Source organism: Actinospineispora acaciae DSM 45401, from assembly GCF_000620785.1.
Taxonomy (GTDB): Bacteria; Actinomycetota; Actinomycetes; order Mycobacteriales; family Pseudonocardiaceae; genus Pseudonocardia; species Pseudonocardia acaciae.
Genome location: NZ_JIAI01000003.1, coordinates 654,872 through 676,879, shown reverse-complemented (window position 1 = coordinate 676,879; position 22,008 = coordinate 654,872). Strand labels below are relative to the sequence as shown.

Below are 22,008 nucleotides of genomic sequence, written 5' to 3'. Positions count from 1 at the left end.
CGCGGCGCCCGCGTCAACGCACCGCCCGCGACGGCTGCCGTCCCATGAAGCCCAGCAGGCGGTCCACCATCGGGGCGTCGTCGGGCACCTCGACGATGTGGCCGAAGGGTTTGCCCTCCCCTCGGAACTGCTCGGGCAGCGTGGCGCGGGCGCGTTCCAGGGTGAGGGCGAGCTCGTCGTCGCTGAACGGCACGTCCTGGCCCGTCGCTATCGCCAGGTCACAGCCGTGCGTGACGTACTCCATGAGGCTCATGGCCAACGCCATCCGCCCGGGCACCTCCGGGCCGGTCAGGCGCACCGAGCGGTCCACGCCCCGGGTGCGCCACCCGTCGATCAGCTCCGTCGCGGCGGCCTGGAACTCCGCCACCGGGTCGGTGCTGACGAACTCAGCCGGATCGATGCCGGCGGACCGCTCGTTGGCCGCCGCCGCGAACACCCGCACCCACCCGACGATGTGGTTCGTCAGGGCGCGCACGTCGTAGCCTGGGCACGGCGTCGGGGCGCCCGCCTGCTCGCCGCTCACGCCGGCCAGCAGCGCGGCATCCTTGGTCAGCACGCTCTCCAGCACGTCGACGTCGCTCATCGTCCCTCCCCATTCGGCTCGGCCGACGGGCTCGGACCGAGCGCGGCCCAATATGGTGCACATCAGGTCCCGGAGTCCATACCCGGCCGGCGGTGCTCCAGCCGCGGCACCGGCCGCCCGTCAGAACCCGAACCGGCCGCCGCCGTACGGGTCCTCGCCCCTGCCGCTCCCGCTTCCTGGTGAGTCGCCGTCGTCGCCGTTGGAGGGGGTGCGCCGCCCGGTGGAGCCGGGGCTGTCGCTGTCGTCCGGTGACGTGCTCCTGCCGGTGGCGCCGGTCGACGGCCGGCTGCTCACCGATGGCCGCAGGCTGGCGCTGGGCGGTGGCTTGGGCGACGGGCGGGCCATGCAGTCGGCGTTCGCGATCACCTGGGCCGGGCTGGTCGCCGTGTTGTTCCGCGAGTCGGTGGCGATGATCTTCCAGACGACGTTGGCGCCGGAGCCAGACCCGATTCGTCCGGAGTAGGTCTCGCCGCTGGGCTGCATCGGCTGTGTCTGCTGCCCCGGACCGACCAGGACGACACGGACCGGTGGCGACTCGTCCCGGATCGTGGCGCTGATCGTCGCGACCGTCGGGCAGCCGAACCCCCCGATCCTGGTGCTGCTCGCCCTCGGGTTGATGATCGCGGGTGGGCGTTCCTCGCGCAGGGCCACCGAGACCTCCGCCTCGCCCTGGCCGTCGGCGGCGCTGACCTTGAGCTGGGTGCGCCCGTCGCCTTCCTGCGGCAGCGCCCCCCGGTCGGCGACGACCGTCAGCTCCTGGGACTGGCCACCGTCCAGCGAGCCGGACGCCGGTTGCACCTTCAGCCAGGGAGCCCCCGGGTCGGTGCGCCAGGACAGCCGGTTCTTGCCGGTGTTGTCCAGCGTCACGGTCGAGGTCGAGTTGGTGGCCCCGAGGTCGATCACGGTGGTCGACAGGGAGAGCTCGGAGGACGGGCCGAAGGTGACGGCCACCACCGGTTTGCGCTCCATGTTCCGGTGCACGAACAGCGCGGTGCCCATCACGATGACGAGCACGCTGGCCACGGTGGTGATCCAGGCCGCCCGTGTCCGAGGCCGGGGCAGCCCCTGGTGCGCGGTGATCAGCGGGATCTCCCGCAGGACCCGCTCTCGCAGCGCCGCCGGTGGGGTGGCCAGCGGTACGGCGACCCGCAGCGGGGTCGGGTGGCTGGCGAGGAGCTCGTCGAAGGACGGCGGCGGCCTGTTGGGCGGGCCGCCGGGCCGCCGCGGTGGGGCGAGCCGGGACTGGAGCAGCGGGCGCAATGCCGGATCGAGGCGCACGCGCAGCTTGTCCAGCCGAGACCGGGCGCGGTCGGCGGACATGCCGACGATCGTGCCTATCTCGGAGAAGTCCAGCCCGTGCCGGAGGTGCAGGGTGAACAGCGCGCGGTCCAGCCGGTTCAGCTCGGGTACGGCGCGCCAGATGACCGCCTGCGGATCGTCGCCCGGCCGGGACTGCGGACCGCCCGAGGCGGCGGCGCTCGCACCGCTGGGTTTGCCCTGCCGATAGACCATGGAGTAGAGCCATGGGCGCAGCTGGGAGGGCTCGCCGAGGTGGTTGAGGTTCGCGACGGCGCGCTGGAACGTCTGGTGGCTGGCCTCGGCGGCGAGCGCGGGGTCGCGAAGCAGCGCCAGGTGTAGGTCGTAGATCGGAGCGGCGAAGCGGTCGTAGAGGGCGGCAAAGGTCGCTCGATCCCCGGCCAGCGTGCCGAGAACCAACCCACCGTCGCTATCAACTTTGACCAGCGTGCTACTGCCCGTGGCCACAGTGAGCCCCTCCTGAGCGCCTTGACTGAACGCGTTCTCATGGGGATTATTCTGTTCGAACAGATGTTCGATGTCAATGGAGGTGTTACACGCGGCGCTCCGGCGTCGCGTGAGCGGTCCCATCAGGGAGGTTGCGGTGACCGGGTTGGCGGCCGGAGCGGCGTCGGCGGAACGGGCGTCGGCGCCATCGGAAGGAGGGTCCGACTCGAGGGCGGCGCGTTTGAGGGAGGCCAGGAGGTTGCTCGGCCGTGCGACGCGGGCCTCGGAGGGCCACCGGGCTCGGGCCGCGCCGACGGACGGCGAACGGGTGTTGCCGGTCGCGGCGCCGTTGCGTTCGGTTCTGCCCGGCGGGGGGTTGCGCCGGGGGAGCACGGTCGCTGTCCGGTCCTCGACGTCGCTGCTGCTGGGGCTGGTGGCGGAGGCGTCCGCCGGGGGCGCCTGGTGTGCCTTGGTGGGGATGCCCACGGTGGGGCTGGTCGCGGCCGAGGAGGCGGGGCTGGTGCTGGCCAGGGTGGCTTTGGTGCCTCGCCCCGGTGCCGATCTGGTGGCGGTCACCGCCGCGCTGCTGGACGGCGTGGACCTGGTGGCGGTGGCCGGGGTGGGGCGGCTGCGCGCCGGCGACCGGCAGCGGCTGGCGGCCAGGGCGAGGCATCGCGGCGCGGTGCTGCTCCCGGTCGGCCGTTGGCCGGGGGCCGACCTGGAGGTGGGCACGGCGGCCGGGCAGTGGCACGGGCTGGCCGGCGGCGGTGCGGGCAGGCTGCGCTGCCGGAGGGCCAGGGTGCGGGTCGGCGGCCGTGGGGCGGCGCATCGGGGGCGGGCCGTCTCCGTGCTGTTGCCGGGGCCGGGGGGAGCGGTGGCCGGGGTCGGCGGGTCGGTGGCGGTCGGGTCCGTAGCGCGAACCGCCGGGTTCGCCGGGGAAGCGGCCGCGCCCGGCTCGAGGGCCGTTCGGGAGGCGGGGTGAGCGGATCGCGGCCGCGCGCCGGGCCCGGGCGGGTCGACGCCGGCGGTGAGCCCGGGCAGGGGCGGGCCGAGGAGGATCCGGCGCCTCGGGTGCTCGCGTTGTGGTGCCCGGACTGGCCGGTGGTGGCGGCCGTCGAGGCGGCGGGCGTCCCCCGGGACCGGCCGGCGGCGGTGGTGGCCGCGAACCGGGTGCTGGCCTGTTCGGCGCTGGCCAGGGCGCAGGGCGTGCGCCGAGGGCTGCGCAGGCGGGAGGCGCAGGCCCGTTGCCCGGAGCTGGCGGTGCTGGCCGCCGACCCCGAGCGGGACGCCCGGATGTTCGAGCGGGTCGCCCTCGCGGTGGAGGAGGTGGCCTCCGGGGTGGAGGTGGTCCGGCCCGGGCTGATCGCGCTGCTCGCGCAGGGGCCGCTGCAGTACTACGGGGGCACCCGCCCCACCGCCGTGCGGCTGATCGACCACGTCGCCGCGCGCACCGGGGTGGAGTGCCAGATCGGCATCGCGGACGGGCTGTTCGCGGCCACCCTGGCCGCCCACCGCGGCGTGGTGGTGGAGCCGGGGCGGACCACGGACTTCCTCGCTCCCCTGCTGGTGGAGGAGCTGGAAAGGGAGCCGGGGGTCGACCGGGCGGAGCTGGTCGGCCTGCTGCGCCGGCTGGGGCTGCGCAGCCTTGGCGCTTTCGCCGCGCTGCCGGCGGCCGACGTGGCCTCCCGGTTCGGTTCCGACGCGGTGCTCGCGCACCGGCTGGCCAACGGCCTGGATCCCCGCCCGCCCGCGCGCCGCCGCCCGCCGGAGGAGCTCGCGGTGTCTGTCGAGCTGGACCCGCCGGTGACCAGGGTGGACGCGGCGGCTTTCGCGTCCAGGGCGCTGGCCGAGCGGCTGCACGCCCTGCTGGCCGGGCATGGGCTGGCCTGCACCCGGCTCGGCATCCGGGCGTGCACCGTGGACGGTGTGGAGCTGGCCAGGGTGTGGCGCTGCGCGGAGCCGCTGACCCCGGTCGGGACGGTGGACCGGGTGCGCTGGCAGCTGGACGCCTGGTTGACCCGCGAGCTGGCCGGCGCCGGGCTCGTCGCGGCGGCGGAACACGGCGGTGTTCGGCGGTTGCGGCTGTCCGGGGAGGAGGTGGTCACGGCCGGCGCGCTGCAGATGGGGCTGTGGGGCGACATCGGCGCCGCCGACGAGCGCGCCGGCCGGGCACTGGTCCGGGTGCAGGCCATGCTCGGTCCGGAGGGGGTGTACACGGCCGTGCTGGGTGGGGGGCGGGGTTCGGCGGAACGGGTCAGGCTGGTGCCCTGGGGCGACGAGCGCGGCGCCCCGTCCGAGGGTGCCGCCGCGGGGGACGTCAGGGGTGATGCGGCGGAGCCGTGGCCGGGGCGGTTGCCGGCCCCGTCGCCGGCCACGGTCCTGGTGCGTCCGGCGCCCGCCGAGGTGCTGACGGCGGCCGGCGACCCGGTCCGGATGACCGACAGGTACGCGCTGACCGGGGCACCGGCCCGGATCGTGGTGAACGGCGGCCGGCCGATGCCGCTGCGGGCCTGGGCCGGCCCGTGGCCGGTGGACCAGCGCTGGTGGGACGTGGTCTCCGGATGGCGGGGCAGCCGGCTGCAGGTGGTGGTGGATGGCGAGGCCGCCATCGAGTCGGGCTCCTGGGCATTCCCGTCCGGGGCGGGAGCGGACGGGGATGAGGGCGGCGGGCCGGGCGAGGTGGCGCTGCTGCTGCTCTGGGGCGAGCACGGCCGCTGGTCGGTCACCGGCGTGTACGACTGATGCGCCCACCATCACCGGCCGGCCGATTCGCGTGGCCGGCCGCTGTGTCCCCTGGCCGGTCTTGACGATCGAGTTCGGAGAGCAGCCTGTCGACGGCGTAGCAGGCGCGGTCGAACTCACCGGGTGGGAGTAGCTGGCGCCAGCGTTGTTCGATCTCCGCGATCGCCCGGCCCGTTTCGTCGAGCAGGCGGCGACCTCGCTTCGTTGGGAAGATCAGTTTTGCGCGCCGATCCGAGGGGTCGGGTCGTCGTTCCAGGTATCCGCGCTTCTGTAGGTCGTCGACCAGCTCGGAGCAGGCCGCGAGGCTGAGCTGCGCCCGGCGGGCCAGCTCGGTCAACCGGATCCCTTCGACACCCACGTTGCCCAGGACCGGCGTGTGCGCGAACCGGAGGTCGGGGTACTCGCTCGCGCGGCGAGGGTGCGAGAACAGCTCGGCTCGGAACGTGTACAGCAGTCGCGACACGAGCTGCCCCACGGCGAGCCGATCGGTTGCGAGTGGGGGAGTTGACCTCGTCACGTCCCGAGACGATACTACGGTATCCGAAACTTCGGATTCCGAAGGGATGTATCGTGAACTCCGCCAGGGTCACGGCCAACCGACTGATGAACACCGCGGTTGTCGCGCTGTACCGGCGCTCCAGTGGTCGAGTCATGGGCCGAGGGCGGGGCAAGCTCCCCATCTTGCTGTTGACCGTCCCTGGTCGATGCAGCCGTCGGCCGCACACCGTTCCCATCGTCTACCTCGAACGCGGCGGGGACTTCCTCGTCGTCGGGACCGGGCTCAACGGCGCGCGCGAGACGCCGAGGTGGTTTCTCAATCTCACGGCGGCTGGCACCGGCCACATACAGGTCCGTGGGCGCGGGCGGGTCGTCAGGGCACGGCTGGCCGATGGCGCCGAGCGCGACGAGCTCTGGGCGCGCATCGCGGAACGCGCACCGCACTTTGTCGCGTGGCAGGCGCGAACGGGCCGGACGTTCCCGGTGGCGCTCTTGACGCCGGCCTCCACGTCGAGTTGACCGGTTTCACCGGTCCCTCGACCCGCGAACCCAGCCTCCTGGACGGGGCGCCCTCGATCGCCTATACTCGAACATACGTTCGAACACGTTCGAGAGGGGTGCTGGTGAACACCGTGGCGCAAGGCACTGACAATCCGGCCGCACCGTGCCGGGTCTCCCCACTGCTCGCGCGCCGTCCGGGGTGGACGGTCTCGGAGCATCCCAGCGGCATGGTCATCTGGCGCAGCCCCAGCGGCCGGCACTACCTGCGGCGCCCGTCGCGCCCGGCCCGAAACGGTCGGTGCCGCGATGCCCCCGGCCCGCGCTGAGGTCCGCCCATGGGGTTCAACAATCCGGAGGTCAGCTGGGCGGAGCTGGAGCGGGTGCTGTCCGGCAAGCCCAGGGACGGCACCAGCCTGACCGGGGCCACGCCGCCCGGGGTGCCCGGGGACGGTGGGGACAGCCCGGCCTGGTCCCACAAGCGGCCGCCGTACCAGCTGCCGGACGACCTGGCGGCCGGGGCGGGGCCGGGGGTGGGCACGGTCCCGTACGCCGAGCTGCACTGCCACTCCAACTACAGCTTCCTCGACGGCGCCAGCCATCCGGAGGAGCTTGTCGAGCAGGCCGTCCGGCTGGGGTTGGAGGCGATCGCGCTCACCGATCACGACGGTATGTACGGCGTGGTGCGGTTCGCCGAGGCGGCCGCGAAGGCGGGGATGCGCACGGTGTTCGGCGCAGAGCTGAGCCTCGGCCTGCGGGCGCCGCAGAACGGGGTGCCCGATCCGGAGGGCAGCCACCTGCTGGCGCTGGCCAGGGGGCCGGCCGGGTACCGCGCGCTGTGCCGCACCATCAGCACCGCCCAGCTGCGCGGAAAGGAGAAGGGCCGGCCGATCTACCACCTGGAGCAGATCGCCGCCGACATCGCCGGGCACGCCGTGGTGCTCACCGGTTGCCGGAAGGGCGCCGTGCGGCGGGCGCTGGTCGAGCGCGGGGTGCCGGCGGCCGCCGCCGAGCTGAGCCGGCTGGTCGAGCTGTTCGGCGCCGAGCACGTGGCCGTGGAGCTGACCGAGCACGGGCTGCCCACCGACACCGAGCGCAACGACGCGCTGGCCGCGCTGGCCGCCGACGCCGGGCTCCCCACGGTGGCCACCAACGCCGTGCACTACGCCGACCCGGCGCGGTTTCCGCTGGCCACCGCGCTGGCGGCGGTCCGGGCACGGCGGAGCCTCGACGAGGCGGACGGCTGGCTGCCCGCCGCGCCGATGGCACACCTGCGCAGCGGCGCGGAGATGGCCGCCCGGTTCGACGCGCGGTACCCGGGGGCCGTCGCCCGAGCCGCCGCATTGGGGCGGGAGCTGTCCTTCGAGCTGCGCCTGGTGGCCCCGGAGCTGCCGCCGTTCGACCTGGACGGGCGCTCCGAGACCGACCAACTGCGCGAGCTGACCATGCTGGGTGCGGCCATCCGGTACGGCAGCCACGCGGAGAACCCGGAGGCGATGGAGACCATCAAGCACGAGCTGAAGATCATCGAGGAGAAGAACTTCCCCGGCTACTTCCTGATCGTGCACGACATCGTGTCCTTCTGCCACAAGAACAACATCCTGTGCCAGGGCCGAGGTTCGGCGGCCAACTCGGCGGTCTGTTACGCGCTGGGCATCACGGCGGTGGACGCGGTGGCGCACGGCCTGCTGTTCGAGCGCTTCCTGTCCCCGGCCAGGGACGGTTACCCGGACATCGACCTGGACATCGAGTCCGGCCGGCGCGAGGAGGTCATCCAGTACGTCTACGAGAAGTACCACCGCACGCACACCGCCCAGGTGGCGAACGTGATCTCCTACCGGCCCCGGTCGGCGGTGCGGGACGTGGCCAAGGCGCTCGGCTTCTCGCCGGGCCAGCAGGACGCGTGGAGCAAGCGGATCGAGCGGTGGGGGCCGACGGTGCGCAAGAGCGGTGTCGCCGCCACCGCCTCCTCCAACGGTGCCGAGCCCGACGTCGCGGTGGACGACGACGGCATCCCGGAGAACGTCTGGGCGCTGGCCGACCAGCTGCTCGGTTTCCCCCGCCACCTGGGCATCCACTCCGGCGGCATGGTGATCTGCGACCGGCCGGTGTCCGAGGTGGTCCCGGTGGAGTGGGCGAGGATGGCCGACCGCACGGTGGTGCAGTGGGACAAGGACGACTGCGCGGTCGCCGGGCTGGTCAAGTTCGACCTGCTCGGGCTGGGCATGCTCACCGCGCTGCACAAGATGATCGACCTGGTCGCCGAGCACCACGGCCGGTCGATCGAGCTGGAGGACCTGCAGCCCACCGATCCGGCCGTCTACGACATGCTCTGCAAGGCCGACTCGGTCGGGGTGTTCCAGGTGGAGTCCCGGGCACAGATCGCCACCCTGCCCCGGTTGCGGCCGCGCACGTTCTACGACCTGGTGGTCGAGGTCGCGCTGATCCGGCCCGGCCCCATCCAGGGCGGCTCGGTGCACCCCTACATCCGCCGGCGCAAGGGCCTGGAGGAGGCCACCTACGACCACCCGGCGCTGGAGAAGGCGCTGAGCAAGACGCTGGGCGTGCCGCTGTTCCAGGAACAGCTGATGCAGATCGCGGTGGACGTGGCCGGTTTCTCCGCCGCCGAGGCCGACGAGCTGCGCAGGGCGATGGGCTCCAAACGCTCGGTGGAGCGGATGAACGCGCTGCGCGAGCGGTTCTACGCCGGGATGGCCGACAACGGCATCACCGGCGAGGTGGCCGTCAAGATCTTCGAGAAGATGATGGCGTTCGCCAACTTCGGCTTCCCGGAGAGCCACTCGATCAGCTTCGCGTCGCTGGTCTACTACAGCTCCTGGTTCAAGCTGTACCACCCGGCGGCGTTCTGCGCGGCGCTGCTGAACTCGCAGCCGATGGGGTTCTACTCCCCGCAGTCCTTGATCGCCGACGCGCGCCGGCACGGGGTGGTGGTCCGAGGCCCGGACGTGAACAGCTCCAAGGCCGACGCCACCCTGGAGCCGGTCGGGGACGACGCCGGGGCCGACACCGACGACCGGGCCATCCGGCTGGGGCTGTCCAGCGTGCGCACGGTCGGCGACGAGCTGGCGAAGGCGATCGAGGACGAACGGCGCGCGAACGGTCGGTACGCCGACCTGCCCGACTTCGCCCGCCGGGTCCAGCTGACCGTGCCGAAGGCGGAGGCGCTGGCCACCGCGGGCGCGTTCGGCTGTTTCGGGATCGACCGGCGGGCCGCGCTGTGGGCCGCCGGCGTGGTCGCCAGCTACCGGCCGTCCCAGCTGCCCGGCACCGAGGTGGGCGTCAAGGCCCCGCCGCTGCCCGGGATGACCGACGCCGAGCTGACCATCGCCGACGTCTGGGCCACCGGGGTCAGCCCGGACAGCCACCCCATCGAGCACCTGCGGGACCAGCTGCACGCCGAGGGAGCCGTCCGGATCGCCGAGCTGACCACCGTCACCGACGGCGCCCGGGTGCGGGTCGGAGGGCTGGTGACGCACCGGCAGCGGCCGGCCACGGCGGGCGGGGTCACCTTCCTGAACCTGGAGGACGAGTCCGGCATGCTCAACGTGGTGTGCTCGCCCGGGCTGTGGGCGCGGTACCGGACGGTGGCCATGGGCGGGTCCGCGCTGGTGGTACGGGGTCGGCTGGAGCGCACCAACGACACCACGAACGTGCTGAACCTGTTGGCCGACCGGCTGGACAGGCTGGAGTTGCGGGTGGTCGTCCGTTCCAGGGACTTCCGGTGAGCGGCCGGGGCCAGGGCCGGTCACCGCCCGCCCGTTCTGCCAAGATGGCCGGATGAGCGCGACGGGGGCGGACGGGGGTGCGGCGTGAGGGACTGGCGCCGCCGGTTCACCGACCGGGTGCCCGCGCACGGCGCGCTGATCGTCGTGCTGGTGATCGTCGCCGCCGGCTTCGTCCGAGTCCTTGCCGAGCACTGGCGGGAGGGCACCGGGCTGATCGCCGGCGCGCTCCTGATCGCCGGGGTGGCCAGGGTGCTGCTCCCGGACGACCGGGCCGGACTGCTCGCGGTGCGCAGCCAGGCGATCGACGGGCTCTGCTACCTCGGCCTCGGGGTGCTCATGGTGGTGCTCGCGGTGACGATCCCGAAGACGCCGTTCGGCCTGGGCTGACCGGGGCCGGCGGTCTCGGTCAGGGCGTCGGTCAGGGTGTCGCGGGCGTTGCGGCGGACAGGGCGGCGCGGAGCAGGCGACCGGGTTCGTCGGGGTCGCTGGAGCGGATCCGGGGCAGGCCGCGCACCCACTCGTGGTCGGTCATCCCGGGGTTGTGGGTGGTCGAGCCGTCCGGCCAGAACACCTGCGGGCTGCCCTGGATGGGCAGGTCCTTGCTGCGCGCGTAGTCGGCCAGCACGTCCGCGCGCACCGAACCGGCGTCCCACTCGGCCAGGATCGCGGACGGGTCCAGGCCCGGGTACGCCTCGGCCGCGTCGGACAGCGCGCGTTCGAGCCCGGCCCGGATGCTCAGGTTCACCGAGTCCCGGAAGAACGCCAGCCGCAGCTGGTAGTCGACGTCCTCGGCGGCGCGCACGCCGTGCACTCGCCGGGCGGCGGCCACCAGCTCGAACGCCGGCAGGAAGGTGGACGGCCAGTCGCCGGTGTACTGGCTGAAGATCGTCGGCTCGTGGTTGGCGAGCACGGCGGTCTCGGCGGGCACGATGTGCTGCGGCGTGCTCTGGCTGTTGACCAGCTCCAACGGCCACGCGCGCTGGTCGAACACCACGTCAAGGCCGCCCGCCTCGCGCGCCGCGCGCAACCGGTGCACGGCCACCAGCGCCCACGGGCAGTGGATGTCGGACCACACGGTCACCGTCTGGGTCGTCGTCCCGCTCGTCATGGACACGACTTTATGTGGCGGGCCGGGCTAGGGGCCGGTGTGGTGGGCGGCATGGTGCGCGGCCAGCACGTCAGCGCCGAAGTCGCCCTCCGGGTCGCGCCACACGGAGTGTGCATGGTTCGCCATCCGCTGGGCGTTGTCGTACTCGACCAGCAGCCGGGGTCCCTGCAGCCGGTAGTAGCAGGCCTGGCCGGGTTCGAACGAGCCGGCCCAGGCGACGTGCACGCCGTCCAGCAGGGCGCCGGCATATCGCTCGGCGTACCGGGCGGCCATCTCGGCCGGCGCCCGGCCCAGGTAGCAGTCGAGCAGCGCGCGCAGCAGGTCCCGCTGCCCGGAGTCCAGCGCGGACGCCGGCACGCCCTTCGGCGAGGCGGTCAGCTCGACGGCGTCGTGGTCGGCCTCGGTGACCCGGTAGCGCCGCTCGATGTCGCGCTGCACGGCGTCCATGCGGTTCGCCATCGCGGGGTCGGTGAACCGGTCGCGGAACAGCGAACCGAGCGGGAGCACCCGGTCACCGGGGCCGACCTTCGGGCGGTTCGCGCTCGCGATGTCCGCAGGCGCCCGGGGCGTGAGCACGGCCTCGGCCCGCAGCGAGGGCTCGAGGGAGAGGACCAGCTCGCGCGCCAGGTCCTCCACCCCGCCCAGCAGCCGCAGCTCCCGCGAGCCGAGCAGCGGCGCGCTGGCCGGGTCCGCGCCCAGGAAGCACGGCGTGCACGACACCAGCGAACCGGACACCACCAGGTTGTTCAGCGACACGTGGTGCCCGCCGAACCGCCAGCCCCACATCGGGTCGCCGGGCGTGCCGAAGACCCGCAGGTAGTACATGCCCGGGTCACGTCCGCGCTCCCGGCCGAACGAGGCGCCGGCGAACCCCTCCACCCGGTCCAGCACGTTCTCCAAGCCCATGATCGACGCCGCCGTCACGTAGCCGGCCTCGGACAGCCCGGTGGCCACCAGTGCCATGGCCCGCCGGTACTGGCCGGGGCTCATCGCGCCGACAGGCAGCCCGCCGTGGTCGGTCGGCGTGTAGAACCAGCGCCGGCGCTCCGTCTCGGAGTCCGGTTCGGCCCCCGACGGCCAGGCCCACGCGGCCCGCGAGCGCTGGTCGTCGTCCAGGCCGGCCAGCAGCGCGGTGGCGGCGTCCGCCATCCGGTCCGCGACGGCGGCGGCCCCGGAACCGGATCCGGACCCCGATCCGGTCTCGGCGGAACGGGGCAGGCTGGCATCGGTGCCGGCAGACATGCCGACCAGCCTACGACCGAGAACCTCGGAGATGAACCGCTCGCTGAGAGCCCCGACCACGGACGTCGCGCCTCGGTGGGCACCGCCGGGAGCCCGGCCTGTGGACCACGGCGAGGCTCGCCAGAGGCGGTTCCGCGGAACCACCCCGTGGGCATTCGCGGTTCAAGCAGGCGTGTTGAGCCGCACGTGCGGCTTAAGAGAGCCATTTTTCCGCGCCCCGGTTCCGCGGAACCGCGAGCCCGTACCCACGACCACCACGAGATCGCTGGCGCGTTCCGGTTAGGGCGAGCCGGCGGGCTCAGAACTCGGCGAGCGCCGCCTTGAACGTGGGGCTCGGGCGCATGACGTCGTCGGTGCGCGCCTTGTCCACCCAGTAGTAGCCGCCCAGGTCGGCCGGCCGGCCCTGCACGCCGTTCAGCTCGCCGACGATGGTGTCCTCCTCGGCGGCCAGCCGGTCGGCCAGCACGGCGAACGTCTTCGCCAGCTCGGCGTCCTCGGACTGCGCGGCCAGCGCCTGCGCCCAGTACAGGGCGAGGTAGAAGTGGCTGCCCCGGTTGTCCAGCTCGCCGACCTTGCGCGACGGTGACCGGCCGTTCTCCAGCAGCTTTCCGGTGGCATCGTCCAGCGCCTTGCCCAGCAGCGCGGCGTTCGCATTGTCGTCCGCCCCGGCCAGGAACTGCAGCGACTCGGCGAGCGCGAGGAACTCACCGAGCGAGTCCCAACGCAGGTGGTTCTCCCGCACCAGCTGCTGCACGTGCTTGGGCGCCGACCCGCCGGCCCCGGTCTCGAACAGCCCGCCGCCGTTCATCAGCGGCACGATCGAGAGCATCTTCGCGCTGGTGCCCAGCTCGAGGATCGGGAACAGGTCGGTGAGGTAGTCGCGCAGCACGTTGCCGGTCACCGCGATGGTGTCCTGGCCGGCCCTGGCCCGGCCCAGGGTGTACCGCGCGGCCTCGCCGACCGGCATGACCTCGATGGTCAGCCCGTCGGTGTCCTCCTCGGCGAGGTACGAACGGACCTTCCGCAACACCTCGGCGTCGTGCCCGCGCGTCTCGTCCAGCCAGAACACCGCGGGCGTGTCGCTGGCCCGCGCCCGGCGCACCGCCAGCGCCACCCAGTCCCGGATCGGGGCGTCCTTGGTCTGGCAGCCGCGCCAGATGTCACCGGCCGCCACCTCGTGCGAGAGCAGCACATCGCCGGACGACGAGACCACCCGCACGGTGCCCGGCGCGGTGATCTCGAAGGTCTTGTCGTGGCTGCCGTACTCCTCGGCCTTCTGCGCCATCAGCCCCACGTTCGGGGTGGTCCCCATGGTGGCCGGGTCGAACGCGCCGTGCTCCCGGCACGACGCGACGGCCTCGGCGTAGAGCGGGGCGTACGAGCTGTCCGGGATGACGAACTTGGTGTCCTGCTGCTCGCCGGCCGCGTTCCACATCTGACCGGACGCGCGGATGGCGGCCGGCATGGACGCGTCGATGATCACGTCGCTGGGCACGTGCAGGTTCGTGATCCCCCGGTCCGAGTCGACCATGGCCAGCGCCGGGCCGTCGGCCAGCGCGGCGGTGACCGCCTTCTCGACCGCCTCGCGGCGCTCGGCCGGCAGCCCGGAGAGCGCGGACAACACGGCGGCCAGCCCGTCGTTCGGGTCCGCGCCCACCGAGGCCAGCTCCTCGCCGTACGAGGCGAACACGCCCGCGAAGTAGCTCCGCACCGCGTGCCCGAAGATGATCGGGTCGGACACCTTCATCATGGTGGCCTTCAGGTGCACGGAGAACAGCACGCCGCGCGCCTTGGCGTCGGCGACCTGCTCGGCGAGGAACGCCTCTAGGGCCTCCCGGCGCATCACCGCGCCGTCGACGATCTCCCCGGCCAGCACTGGCAGCGACGGCTTGAGCACCGTGACGGTGCCGTCCGCCGAAACGTGCTCGATGCGCAGCTCGTCCGCGGCGGACAGGGTCACCGAGGTCTCGGAGTGACGGAAGTCACCATCGCTCATGGTGGAGACGTGCGAGGCGGAGTCCGGCGACCAGCGGCCCATCGAGTGCGGGTGGTTGCGGGCGAAGTTCTTCACCGAGGCGGGGGCGCGGCGGTCGGAGTTGCCCTCGCGCAGCACCGGGTTGACGGCGCTGCCCTTCACCGCGTCGTAGGCCGCGCGGGCGGCGCGCTCGGAGTCGGTGGCCGGGTTCTCCGGGTAGTCGGGGACGGCGTAGCCGGCGTCCTGCAGCTCCTTGATCGCGGCCTTGAGCTGCGGGATCGAGGCGCTGATGTTAGGCAGCTTGATGATGTTGGCGTCCGGCGTCCTGGCCAGCTCGCCGAGCTCGGCCAGCGCGTCCGGCACCCGCTGGGCGTCGGCGAGCCGGTCCGGGAACTGGGCCAGGATGCGCGCGGCCAGCGAGATGTCCCTGGTCTCGACGTCGACCCCGGCCTTGCCCGCGAACGCCTCGATGACCGGCAGGAACGAGTGTGTCGCCAGCGCCGGTGCCTCGTCGGTGTAGGTGTAGATGACCTTCATCGTTCCCTCTGCCCTGCCTGTCGGTGGTGGTCGTCCTCGCCGCCCCTAACAGTACGCCCGTACTGTTGAGGACCCAACGCCCGGCGACTAACGGCTTCGACGGTAGCGTCAACACCCACAAACGTGCTGTCGGGTGGGCGGGTATCGACATGGTCAAGATCATCGATCCGAGCAAGCTGAGAAAGAAGTTCCTCGACCCCAAGAGCTGGCCGTTCGCCCTGATGATTGCCCTGCTCCTCGGGTTGGTCGTGCTGATCGACAAGGGCTCGCTCAGCTCGGAGTCCGGGCTGTCCGCGCCGTGCCGGGTGGAGGTGAGCGCGGACGTGCTCACCGTGCACAGCACGCCGGACTCGACAGGCACGATCGTTGCCACCCTGCACCGGGGCGACCTGCGCGGCGCGCAGACCACGGTGCGCAACGGCTATCGGCAGCTGGGCGACAACAACTGGGCGCTGGACCAGGCGCTGCGGCCGCTACCGGGCAGTAAGTGCTCGTGAGCGGTCGCCGCCCGGGCGGAACCGACTTACTGTGCACGGGTGGCTGATCTCGTTTCCGAACCCATGGCGCCCCCGTCGGCGAGCGCGGTTCGCCGCGCGCTGCGCCGCGCCCGTGACGGCGTCACGCTGAACGTCGACGAGGCCGCGGTGCTGTTGGCCGCGCGCGGGGAGGCGTTGGACGAGCTGTTCACGATCGCGGCCCGGGTGCGCGACGCCGGCCTGGTCGCGGAGGGCCGCCCCGGCGTGGTCACCTACTCGGCCAGCGTGTTCATCCCGCTGACCAGGCTGTGTCGGGACCGCTGCCACTACTGCACGTTCGCCACCGTGCCGCACCGGCTGCCGGCGGCGTTCCTGGAGCGCGACGAGGTGCTGGCGATCGCCCGCGAGGGCGCGGCGGCCGGGTGCAAGGAGGCGCTGTTCACCCTGGGCGACCGGCCGGAGGAGCGGTGGCCGGCGGCGCGCGAGTGGCTGGAGGCGCGCGGGTACGGCTCCACGCTGGACTACGTGCGGGCCTGCGCGATCGCGGTGCTGGAGGAGACCGGGCTGCTGCCGCACCTGAACCCGGGCGTGCTGTCCTGGGCCGAGCTGAGCCGGCTCAAGCCGGTCGCGGCCAGCATGGGCATGATGCTGGAGACCACCGCGGACCGGCTGTGGTCGCAGCCCGGCGGCCCGCACTACGGCAGCCCGGACAAGGAGCCGGCGGTGCGGCTGCGCACGCTGACCGACGCCGGCCGGGTCGGCGTGCCGTTCACCACCGGGATCCTGATCGGGATCGGGGAGAACCGGACCGAGCGGGCCGAGTCGCTGTTCGCGATCCGCTCCGCCGCACGGGCGCACGGGCATATCCAGGAAGTGATCGTGCAGAACTTCCGGGCCAAGCCGGACACCGCGATGGCCAACGACCCGGACGCTTCGCTTGACGACCTGGCGGCCACGATCGCGGTGGCCAGGCTGGTGCTCGGGCCGAAGATGCGGCTGCAGGCGCCGCCGAACCTGGTCGGCTCGGAGTTCGAGCTGATGCTGCGCGCCGGGATCGACGACTGGGGCGGGGTGTCCCCGGTGACCGCCGACCACGTCAACCCGGAGCGGCCGTGGCCGGCGATCGAGGAGCTGACCGAGCGCACCGAGGCGGCCGGGTTCACGCTGCGCGAGCGGCTGGCGGTGTACCCGCGCTACGTGCTGGCCGGCGCGCCGTGGATCGACACCCGGGTGTCCGCGCACATCACCGCCCTCGCCGACCCCGAAACCGGCCTGGCCCGCGACGACACCGCGCCGCGCGGGCTGCCCTGGCAGGAGCCGGACGGCGGGTTCGACTCCACCGGCCGGGTCGACCTGCAGGCCACCATCGACACCACCGGCCGCACCGGCGACCGGCGCGGCGACTTCGACTCGGTGTACGGCGACTGGGACGCGCTGCGCGACGAGCTTGCCGCCACCCAGCGCGGTCACGGCGCGGCGGCACCGGAGCGGCTGGACGCCGACGTCCGCGCCGGGCTCGCGCTCGCGGCCGCCGACCCCGCCGCGCTGCTCGACCCGGCGCACGAGTCGGCCGCGATGGCCGTGCTCACGTCGTCCGGACAGGCCCTGGACGAGCTGTGCCGGCTGGCCGACGAACTGCGCGCCGAGGTGGTCGGCGAACCGGTCAGCTACGTCGTCAACCGGAACATCAACTTCTCCAACGTGTGCTACGTGGGCTGCCGGTTCTGCGCGTTCGCCCAGCGCGAGCGGGACGCCGACTCCTTCCGGCTGTCCCTGGACGAGGTGGCCGCCCGTGCCGCCGAGGCCGCCCGCGCCGGCGCCACCGAGGTGTGCATGCAGGGCGGCATCGACCCGCAACTGCCGGTCACCTTCTACGCCGACCTGGTCCGCGCGGTCCACGAGGCCGTGCCGGGCATGCACGTGCACGCGTTCAGCCCGATGGAGATCGTGTCCGCGTCCGCCAAGGCGGGCGTCTCGATCCGCGACTGGCTGACCGAGCTGCGCGAGGCCGGCCTCGGCTCCATCCCGGGCACCGCCGCCGAGATCCTCGACGACGAGGTCCGCTGGATCCTGACCAAGGGCAAGCTCCCCGCCGCGCAGTGGATCGAGGTGGTCAGCACCGCGCACGAGCTGGGCATCCCGTCCTCCTCGACAATGATGTACGGCCACGTCGACGAGCCGCGCCACTGGCTGGGCCACCTCCGCACGCTCGCCTCCATCCAGGACAGGACACGGGGGTTCACCGAGTTCGTGCCGTTGCCGTTCGTGCACCACAACGCGCCGATCTACCTGGCCGGCCTGGCCCGCCCCGGTCCCACCGAGCGGGACAACCGCGCGGTGCACGCGTTCGCCCGCCTGGCCCTGCACGGCCGCATCGACCACGTCCAGTGCTCCTGGGTGAAGCTCGGCGACGAGCTGTCCGCGCGCATCCTGGCCGGCGGCGCGGACGACATGGGCGGCACCCTGATGGAGGAGACGATCAGCCGGATGGCCGGCTCGGAGAACGGCTCGGCCCGCACCGTCGCCGAGCTGTCCGCCATCGCCGCCCTGGCCGGCCGCCCGGTCCGGCAGCGAAGCACCACCTACCGCGAGCCCGTCCGCACCCTGACCCCCGCCGCCGGCCACGGCCCGCGCCTGCTGCCGCTCACGCCCGCGTGAGTGGTCCCCCGGCCCGGCCGGCGGAGGGGTTACCGTGGCGGCATGGGCATGTTGGGCGAGATGTTCCCCGGACAGAAACTGCGTGACGAGAGCGGCGAGGACGGCGAAGGCGAGCAGTACCGACCGCCCCGCTTCGACATCGACCTGGACAGCGGCGTGGTGCGGATGCCGACCCTCGGCGCCCCGGCGGACACGAAGGAGTCCTCCCCGGAGGAGTAGCCGGGAGCGCTCAGCCCCCGGCCTTCGCGACCAGCGGCGCCAGCTCGTCGAGCAGGTGGGCGGTGATCGCCGGGTTGGGCATCAGCAGCTCGCCTGCCAGGTCCACCGAGATCAGGTGCAGGCGCCCGTCCGCCCGCATCCGTAGCCCGGCGACCAGCGGGTTCGCCGTGAGTTCCTGGCGCGCGCCCTCGCCGTAGGTGCTGATGAACGCGACGTCGGCGCTGTCCAGGGTCGCCAGCAGCTCCGGCCCGAGCGGGGTCATCCCGAACCGCGTGTTGTCAGTGGTGCCCAGCCGCTTGAGCGGGTCCGGCACCCGCATGCCCAGGGCGGTCAGGAACCGCGCGGACGTGGTGTCGTCCGCCATCACCAGGTGCAGGTTCCCGCTCCCGTACTGGCCGAACGCGTAGCTCATCCCGCGCACCCTCGGGTGCTCGGAGACGAAGCGCTCCATCCGGCGCCGCGAGTCGTCGACCATCGCCGCCGCCCTGGCGTCCTCCCCGAGCGCGGCGCCGATCATCCTGGTCAGGTCGTCGCCGGAGTCCAGCAGCAGGCTGCGTCGGTACGACACCACCGGCGCGATCGCCGACAGCTTCTGGTACTGGGCGTGGTACTCCGGCTGCGCCGAGGTGGCCAGGATCAGGTCCGGGCGCGCCGCCGCGATCCGCTCCAGGTTGGGGGTCACCAGGTCCAGCGCGAGCACCTCGGGCGCGAGCTTGGCGGTGCCCGGCCAGTTGCCGTCCGGGCTGGACGGGTTCCTGACGACGGCCACCAGGTTCGCGCCCAGCGCCGCCGCGATCTGCACGTCCGCCGAGCCGACCGCCACCACCCGGCGCGGCTTGGCCGGCACCGTCGCGGCGCCCTGCCCGTGCTGGACGACGACGGCCGGCGCCTGCGCACCGCTCGCCGCCGGTCCGGGCGTGCCCGCACACCCGGCCGCGATCAGACAGCACAGGATCGCGATCAACCGGAGTACGGCGGCCGTCATCGGTACCGGGGCGACCGGGACGGACGCTTCGGCCGGTCGCGGGTCAGCAGCGGGACGACCCGGTGCGGCACCACCGTGCTCAGGGCGATCACGCTGGTCGACCGGTCGATCGCGCTGGAGTGGTTGAGCCGCACCAGGGTGTCCTGCAGGTCGCGGTGCGACGCGGCGGCGACCCGGCACAGCACGTCGCCGGCGCCGGTGGTGGTGTACGCCTCGACCACGCCGGGCATCTCCTCCAGCTCGTGCGCGATCTGCTCCAGCGCGCCCTGGGCGATCTCCAGGGTGACGAACGCCTGCACCGGGTAGCCCGCCGAGGCGAGGTCGACGTCCGGGCCGTAGCCGGTGATCACACCGGACTCCTCCAACCGGCGCAGCCGCGCCGACACAGTCGCCCTGGCCACCCCCAGCTGCCGGGACAGCTCCAGCGCGCCCGCCCGGGGGTGCTCGTGCAGCCCTCGCAGCAGCGCGAGGTCCAGCTCGTCGAGCATGCCGCGAATACTAGCCGGATTGCCTAGCTCACCGCCGTCGAACCGGCGCTTGTTAGCCATCCAGGCCAGCCCGAACTGTGCTCATTGCATACGGTGCACTCAGCCCGGTCCAATCTACGGCCATGACCACCGTGGACTCGAACTCCCTGCGCGAGCTGGTCGGGCTGGTGGCCCACGACCCGGCCGACGACAGCTTCCCGGTGAACGGCTGGGACGCGGTGGTCTGGGTGGTCGGCAACGCCACGCTGACCGCGCACTACTTCCGGACCGTGTTCGGCATGGACCTGGTCGCCTACAGCGGCCCGGAGACCGGCAACCGCGACCACCACGGCTACGTGCTGACCAGCGGCCCGGTCAATGGCGGCGTCCGGTTCGTGATCACCGGCGCGGTGGACCCGGCGAGCCCGCTGGCCGAGCACCACCGCCGGCACGGCGACGGGGTCGCGGACATCGCGCTGGACGTCCCCGATGTGGACAGGTGCGTCGCGCACGCCCGTGCCGCCGGCGCGCGGATCCTCCAGGAGCCGCACGACCTCACCGACGAGCACGGCACCGTCCGGCTGGCCGCCATCGCGGCGTACGGCGACACCCGGCACACGCTGGTCGACCGCTCCCACTACTCCGGCCCGTACCTGCCCGGCTACCAGCCGCGCTCGCAACCCGCCGGCGGCGAGCGGGTGTTCCAGGCGCTGGACCACGTGGTCGGCAACGTCGAACTCGGCGCGATGGACCAGTGGGTGGACTTCTACCGCCGGGTCATGGGGTTCACCAACATGGCGGAGTTCGTCGGCGAGGACATCGCCACCGAGTACTCCGCGCTGATGAGCAAGGTGGTGGCCAGCGGCAACCACATGGTGAAGTTCCCGCTCAACGAGCCCGCCCAGGGCAAGCGGGCGTCCCAGATCGACGAGTTCCTCCGCTTCTACCAGGGCCCGGGCGCACAGCACCTCGCCCTGGCCACCGCCGACATCCTCGCCGCCGTGGACACGCTGCGCGCGGCCGGCGTCGAGTTCCTGGCCACCCCCGACTCCTACTACGACGACCCCGAGCTGCGCGCCCGCATCGGCCACGTCCGCGTCCCGGTGTCCGAACTCAAAGCGCGCGGCATCCTCGTCGACCGCGACGAGGACGGCTACCTGCTGCAGATCTTCACCAGGCCGTTCGGCGACCGCCCCACCGTCTTCTTCGAGCTGATCGAACGGCACGGCTCGGCCGGGTTCGGCAAGGGCAACTTCCGGGCGCTGTTCGAGGCCATCGAACGCGAGCAGGCACTGCGCGGCAACCTCTGAGGCCGGGCCGCCGGCGCCAGCGTGGGGGCGGGCGCCGGCGGTGCGGGGGCGTTTGCCCAGCTCACCACCCGTGAGTGGCTAGGGCCGTCATAGCGGCCCTAGCCACTCACGGGTCTTGACCTGCGGTGATGTGTGCGGGCGGGGCGGTGGCGGTGTGGTTGGCGGCGCTGGGAGAATCATGGTCATGACCGATTCCCACCGCCGGAGGGTGTTGTCCGGCATCCAGCCGACCGCCGACTCGTTCCACCTGGGCAACTACCTCGGCGCGCTGCGGCAGTGGGTGGCGCTGCAGGACGAGACCGACGCGTTCTACTTCATCCCGGACCTGCACGCGATCACGGTCGAGCAGGACCCGAAGACGCTGCGGGAGCGGACCCTGCGCGCGGCGGCGCAGCTGATCGCGGTCGGCCTGGACCCGAAGCGGTGCTCGCTGTTCGTGCAGTCCCAGGTGCCCGAGCACGCCGAGCTGACCTGGGTGCTCGGCTGCATCACCGGGTTCGGCGAGGCCAGCCGGATGACCCAGTTCAAGGACAAGGCCGCCAAGCAGGGCACCGACCGGGCCACCGTCGGGCTGTTCACCTATCCGGTGCTGATGGCCGCCGACATCCTGCTGTACCAGGCCGACGCGGTGCCGGTCGGCGAGGACCAGCGCCAGCACCTGGAGCTGTCCCGCGACCTGGCGCAGCGGTTCAACTCCCGGTACGGCAGGACGTTCGTGGTGCCCGAGCCGTTCATCCCCGAGGGCCTCGCCAAGATCTACGACTTGCAGGACCCGACGGCCAAGATGAGCAAGTCGGCGTCCACGCCGGCCGGCATCGTGGAGCTGCTCGACGACCCCAAGGTGTCCGCGAAGAAGATCCGCTCCGCGGTGACCGACGCCGAGCGGGAGATCCGCTACGACCCGGAGCAGAAGCCGGGCGTGTCCAACCTGCTCACGATCTACTCCGCGCTGACCAACCGCAAGATCGCCGAGCTGGAGACCGACTACGCCGGCAAGGGCTACGGCGACCTGAAGAAGGACCTGGCCGAGGTGGTCGGAGACTTCGTCGCCCCGATGCGCGACAGGGTGAACGAGCTGCTCGACGACCGCGCCGAGCTGGACCGCGTGCTCGCCGAGGGCGCCACCCGGGCGAGGGACATCGCCGGCGCGACACTGGCCTCGGTGTACGACAGGATCGGGTTCCTTCCGCCGGCGCGCTGACACCCGCTCCGGTGGCCGAT

General features: G+C 72.9%; 18 protein-coding genes. 10 read left to right on the top strand and 8 right to left on the bottom strand.

Annotated features, from left to right (window positions below; translation table 11 throughout):
* Positions 1–13 precede the first annotated feature (13 nt).
* Positions 14–583, bottom strand: a complete 570-nt coding sequence (locus N912_RS0120025; RefSeq protein WP_028923811.1) for a TIGR03086 family metal-binding protein — start codon at positions 581–583, stop codon at positions 14–16.
* Between the two features lie 120 nt (positions 584–703).
* On the bottom strand, positions 704–2,347 hold the full coding sequence (locus N912_RS0120020; RefSeq protein ID WP_156993782.1) for a BACON domain-containing protein: 1,644 nt from the start codon (positions 2,345–2,347) through the stop codon (positions 704–706).
* Between the two features lie 238 nt (positions 2,348–2,585).
* Between N912_RS0120020 and N912_RS53240 the strand changes: the two genes are divergently transcribed.
* Both N912_RS53240 and N912_RS0120010 read left to right on the top strand, forming a co-directional pair.
* A complete protein-coding gene (locus N912_RS53240) occupies positions 2,586–3,308 on the top strand; it encodes a hypothetical protein (protein ID WP_245645346.1) in 723 nt (240 codons plus the stop codon).
* Between the two features lie 89 nt (positions 3,309–3,397).
* A complete protein-coding gene (locus N912_RS0120010) occupies positions 3,398–5,068 on the top strand; it encodes a DNA polymerase Y family protein (RefSeq protein ID WP_028923809.1) in 1,671 nt (556 codons plus the stop codon).
* On the opposite strand, the gene N912_RS53235 is transcribed toward N912_RS0120010, so the two are convergent.
* Positions 5,049–5,531, bottom strand: a complete 483-nt coding sequence (locus N912_RS53235) for a MarR family winged helix-turn-helix transcriptional regulator (protein ID WP_211261299.1) — start codon at positions 5,529–5,531, stop codon at positions 5,049–5,051. The two genes, N912_RS0120010 and N912_RS53235, sit on opposite strands and share 20 nt — an antisense overlap.
* A gap of 107 nt (positions 5,532–5,638) precedes the next feature.
* Between N912_RS53235 and N912_RS53230 the strand changes: the two genes are divergently transcribed.
* The 3 genes from N912_RS53230 to N912_RS0119990 all read left to right on the top strand — a co-directional run bounded on the left by N912_RS53230 (position 5,639) and on the right by N912_RS0119990 (position 10,197).
* Complete coding sequence (locus N912_RS53230) at positions 5,639–6,085, top strand: nitroreductase/quinone reductase family protein (RefSeq protein ID WP_156993780.1); 447 nt, start codon at positions 5,639–5,641, stop codon at positions 6,083–6,085.
* Between the two features lie 317 nt (positions 6,086–6,402).
* Positions 6,403–9,810 carry an error-prone DNA polymerase gene (locus N912_RS0119995; protein ID WP_028923808.1) on the top strand — a complete coding sequence of 1,136 codons (3,408 nt, stop codon included), beginning with the start codon at positions 6,403–6,405 and terminating at the stop codon, positions 9,808–9,810.
* Between the two features lie 84 nt (positions 9,811–9,894).
* Complete coding sequence (locus N912_RS0119990; RefSeq protein ID WP_051580453.1) at positions 9,895–10,197, top strand: DUF3017 domain-containing protein; 303 nt, start codon at positions 9,895–9,897, stop codon at positions 10,195–10,197.
* 31 nt (positions 10,198–10,228) lie between these two features.
* Here N912_RS0119990 and N912_RS0119985 read toward each other — a convergent pair whose 3' ends face one another.
* From N912_RS0119985 to N912_RS0119975, 3 genes are all read right to left on the bottom strand, one after another.
* The gene (locus N912_RS0119985) at positions 10,229–10,918 is read right to left on the bottom strand and encodes a DsbA family oxidoreductase (RefSeq protein WP_037065425.1); all 690 of its coding nucleotides are present in this window, start codon (positions 10,916–10,918) and stop codon (positions 10,229–10,231) included.
* Between the two features lie 27 nt (positions 10,919–10,945).
* Positions 10,946–12,160, bottom strand: a complete 1,215-nt coding sequence (locus tag N912_RS0119980) for a DUF3500 domain-containing protein (protein WP_245645345.1) — start codon at positions 12,158–12,160, stop codon at positions 10,946–10,948.
* A 298-nt stretch (positions 12,161–12,458) separates the two neighbouring features.
* Positions 12,459–14,672 carry an NADP-dependent isocitrate dehydrogenase gene (locus N912_RS0119975; protein ID WP_028923804.1) on the bottom strand — a complete coding sequence of 738 codons (2,214 nt, stop codon included), beginning with the start codon at positions 14,670–14,672 and terminating at the stop codon, positions 12,459–12,461.
* A 149-nt stretch (positions 14,673–14,821) separates the two neighbouring features.
* Here N912_RS0119975 and N912_RS0119970 point away from each other — a divergent pair, with 149 nt between their 5' ends.
* The 3 genes from N912_RS0119970 to N912_RS64540 all read left to right on the top strand — a co-directional run bounded on the left by N912_RS0119970 (position 14,822) and on the right by N912_RS64540 (position 18,025).
* Entirely contained in the window at positions 14,822–15,169 is a 348-nt protein-coding gene (locus N912_RS0119970) for a hypothetical protein (RefSeq protein ID WP_051580452.1), read from the top strand.
* Between the two features lie 63 nt (positions 15,170–15,232).
* Positions 15,233–17,806, top strand: a complete 2,574-nt coding sequence (locus N912_RS0119965) for a bifunctional FO biosynthesis protein CofGH (protein ID WP_051580451.1) — start codon at positions 15,233–15,235, stop codon at positions 17,804–17,806.
* A gap of 42 nt (positions 17,807–17,848) precedes the next feature.
* Positions 17,849–18,025, top strand: a complete 177-nt coding sequence (locus tag N912_RS64540; RefSeq protein ID WP_169747908.1) for a hypothetical protein — start codon at positions 17,849–17,851, stop codon at positions 18,023–18,025.
* A 10-nt stretch (positions 18,026–18,035) separates the two neighbouring features.
* Here the strand turns inward: N912_RS64540 and N912_RS0119955 are convergent, their stop codons facing one another.
* Together N912_RS0119955 and N912_RS0119950 are read right to left on the bottom strand one after the other, a co-directional pair.
* Complete coding sequence (locus N912_RS0119955) at positions 18,036–19,010, bottom strand: ABC transporter substrate-binding protein (RefSeq protein ID WP_028923801.1); 975 nt, start codon at positions 19,008–19,010, stop codon at positions 18,036–18,038.
* Positions 19,007–19,498: an Lrp/AsnC family transcriptional regulator gene (locus N912_RS0119950; protein WP_037065423.1), complete on the bottom strand. Its 492-nt coding sequence runs from the start codon at positions 19,496–19,498 to the stop codon at positions 19,007–19,009. Before N912_RS0119950 ends, N912_RS0119955 begins: the two co-directional genes overlap by 4 nt.
* A 122-nt stretch (positions 19,499–19,620) precedes the next feature.
* Here N912_RS0119950 and hppD point away from each other — a divergent pair, with 122 nt between their 5' ends.
* Together hppD and trpS are read left to right on the top strand one after the other, a co-directional pair.
* Positions 19,621–20,787 (top strand): 4-hydroxyphenylpyruvate dioxygenase, encoded by a 1,167-nt coding sequence (hppD, locus tag N912_RS0119945; RefSeq protein ID WP_028923799.1) that lies wholly within the window; start codon positions 19,621–19,623, stop codon positions 20,785–20,787.
* A gap of 184 nt (positions 20,788–20,971) precedes the next feature.
* Positions 20,972–21,988: a tryptophan--tRNA ligase gene (gene trpS, locus N912_RS0119940; RefSeq protein WP_028923798.1), complete on the top strand. Its 1,017-nt coding sequence runs from the start codon at positions 20,972–20,974 to the stop codon at positions 21,986–21,988.
* Positions 21,989–22,008 lie beyond the last annotated feature (20 nt).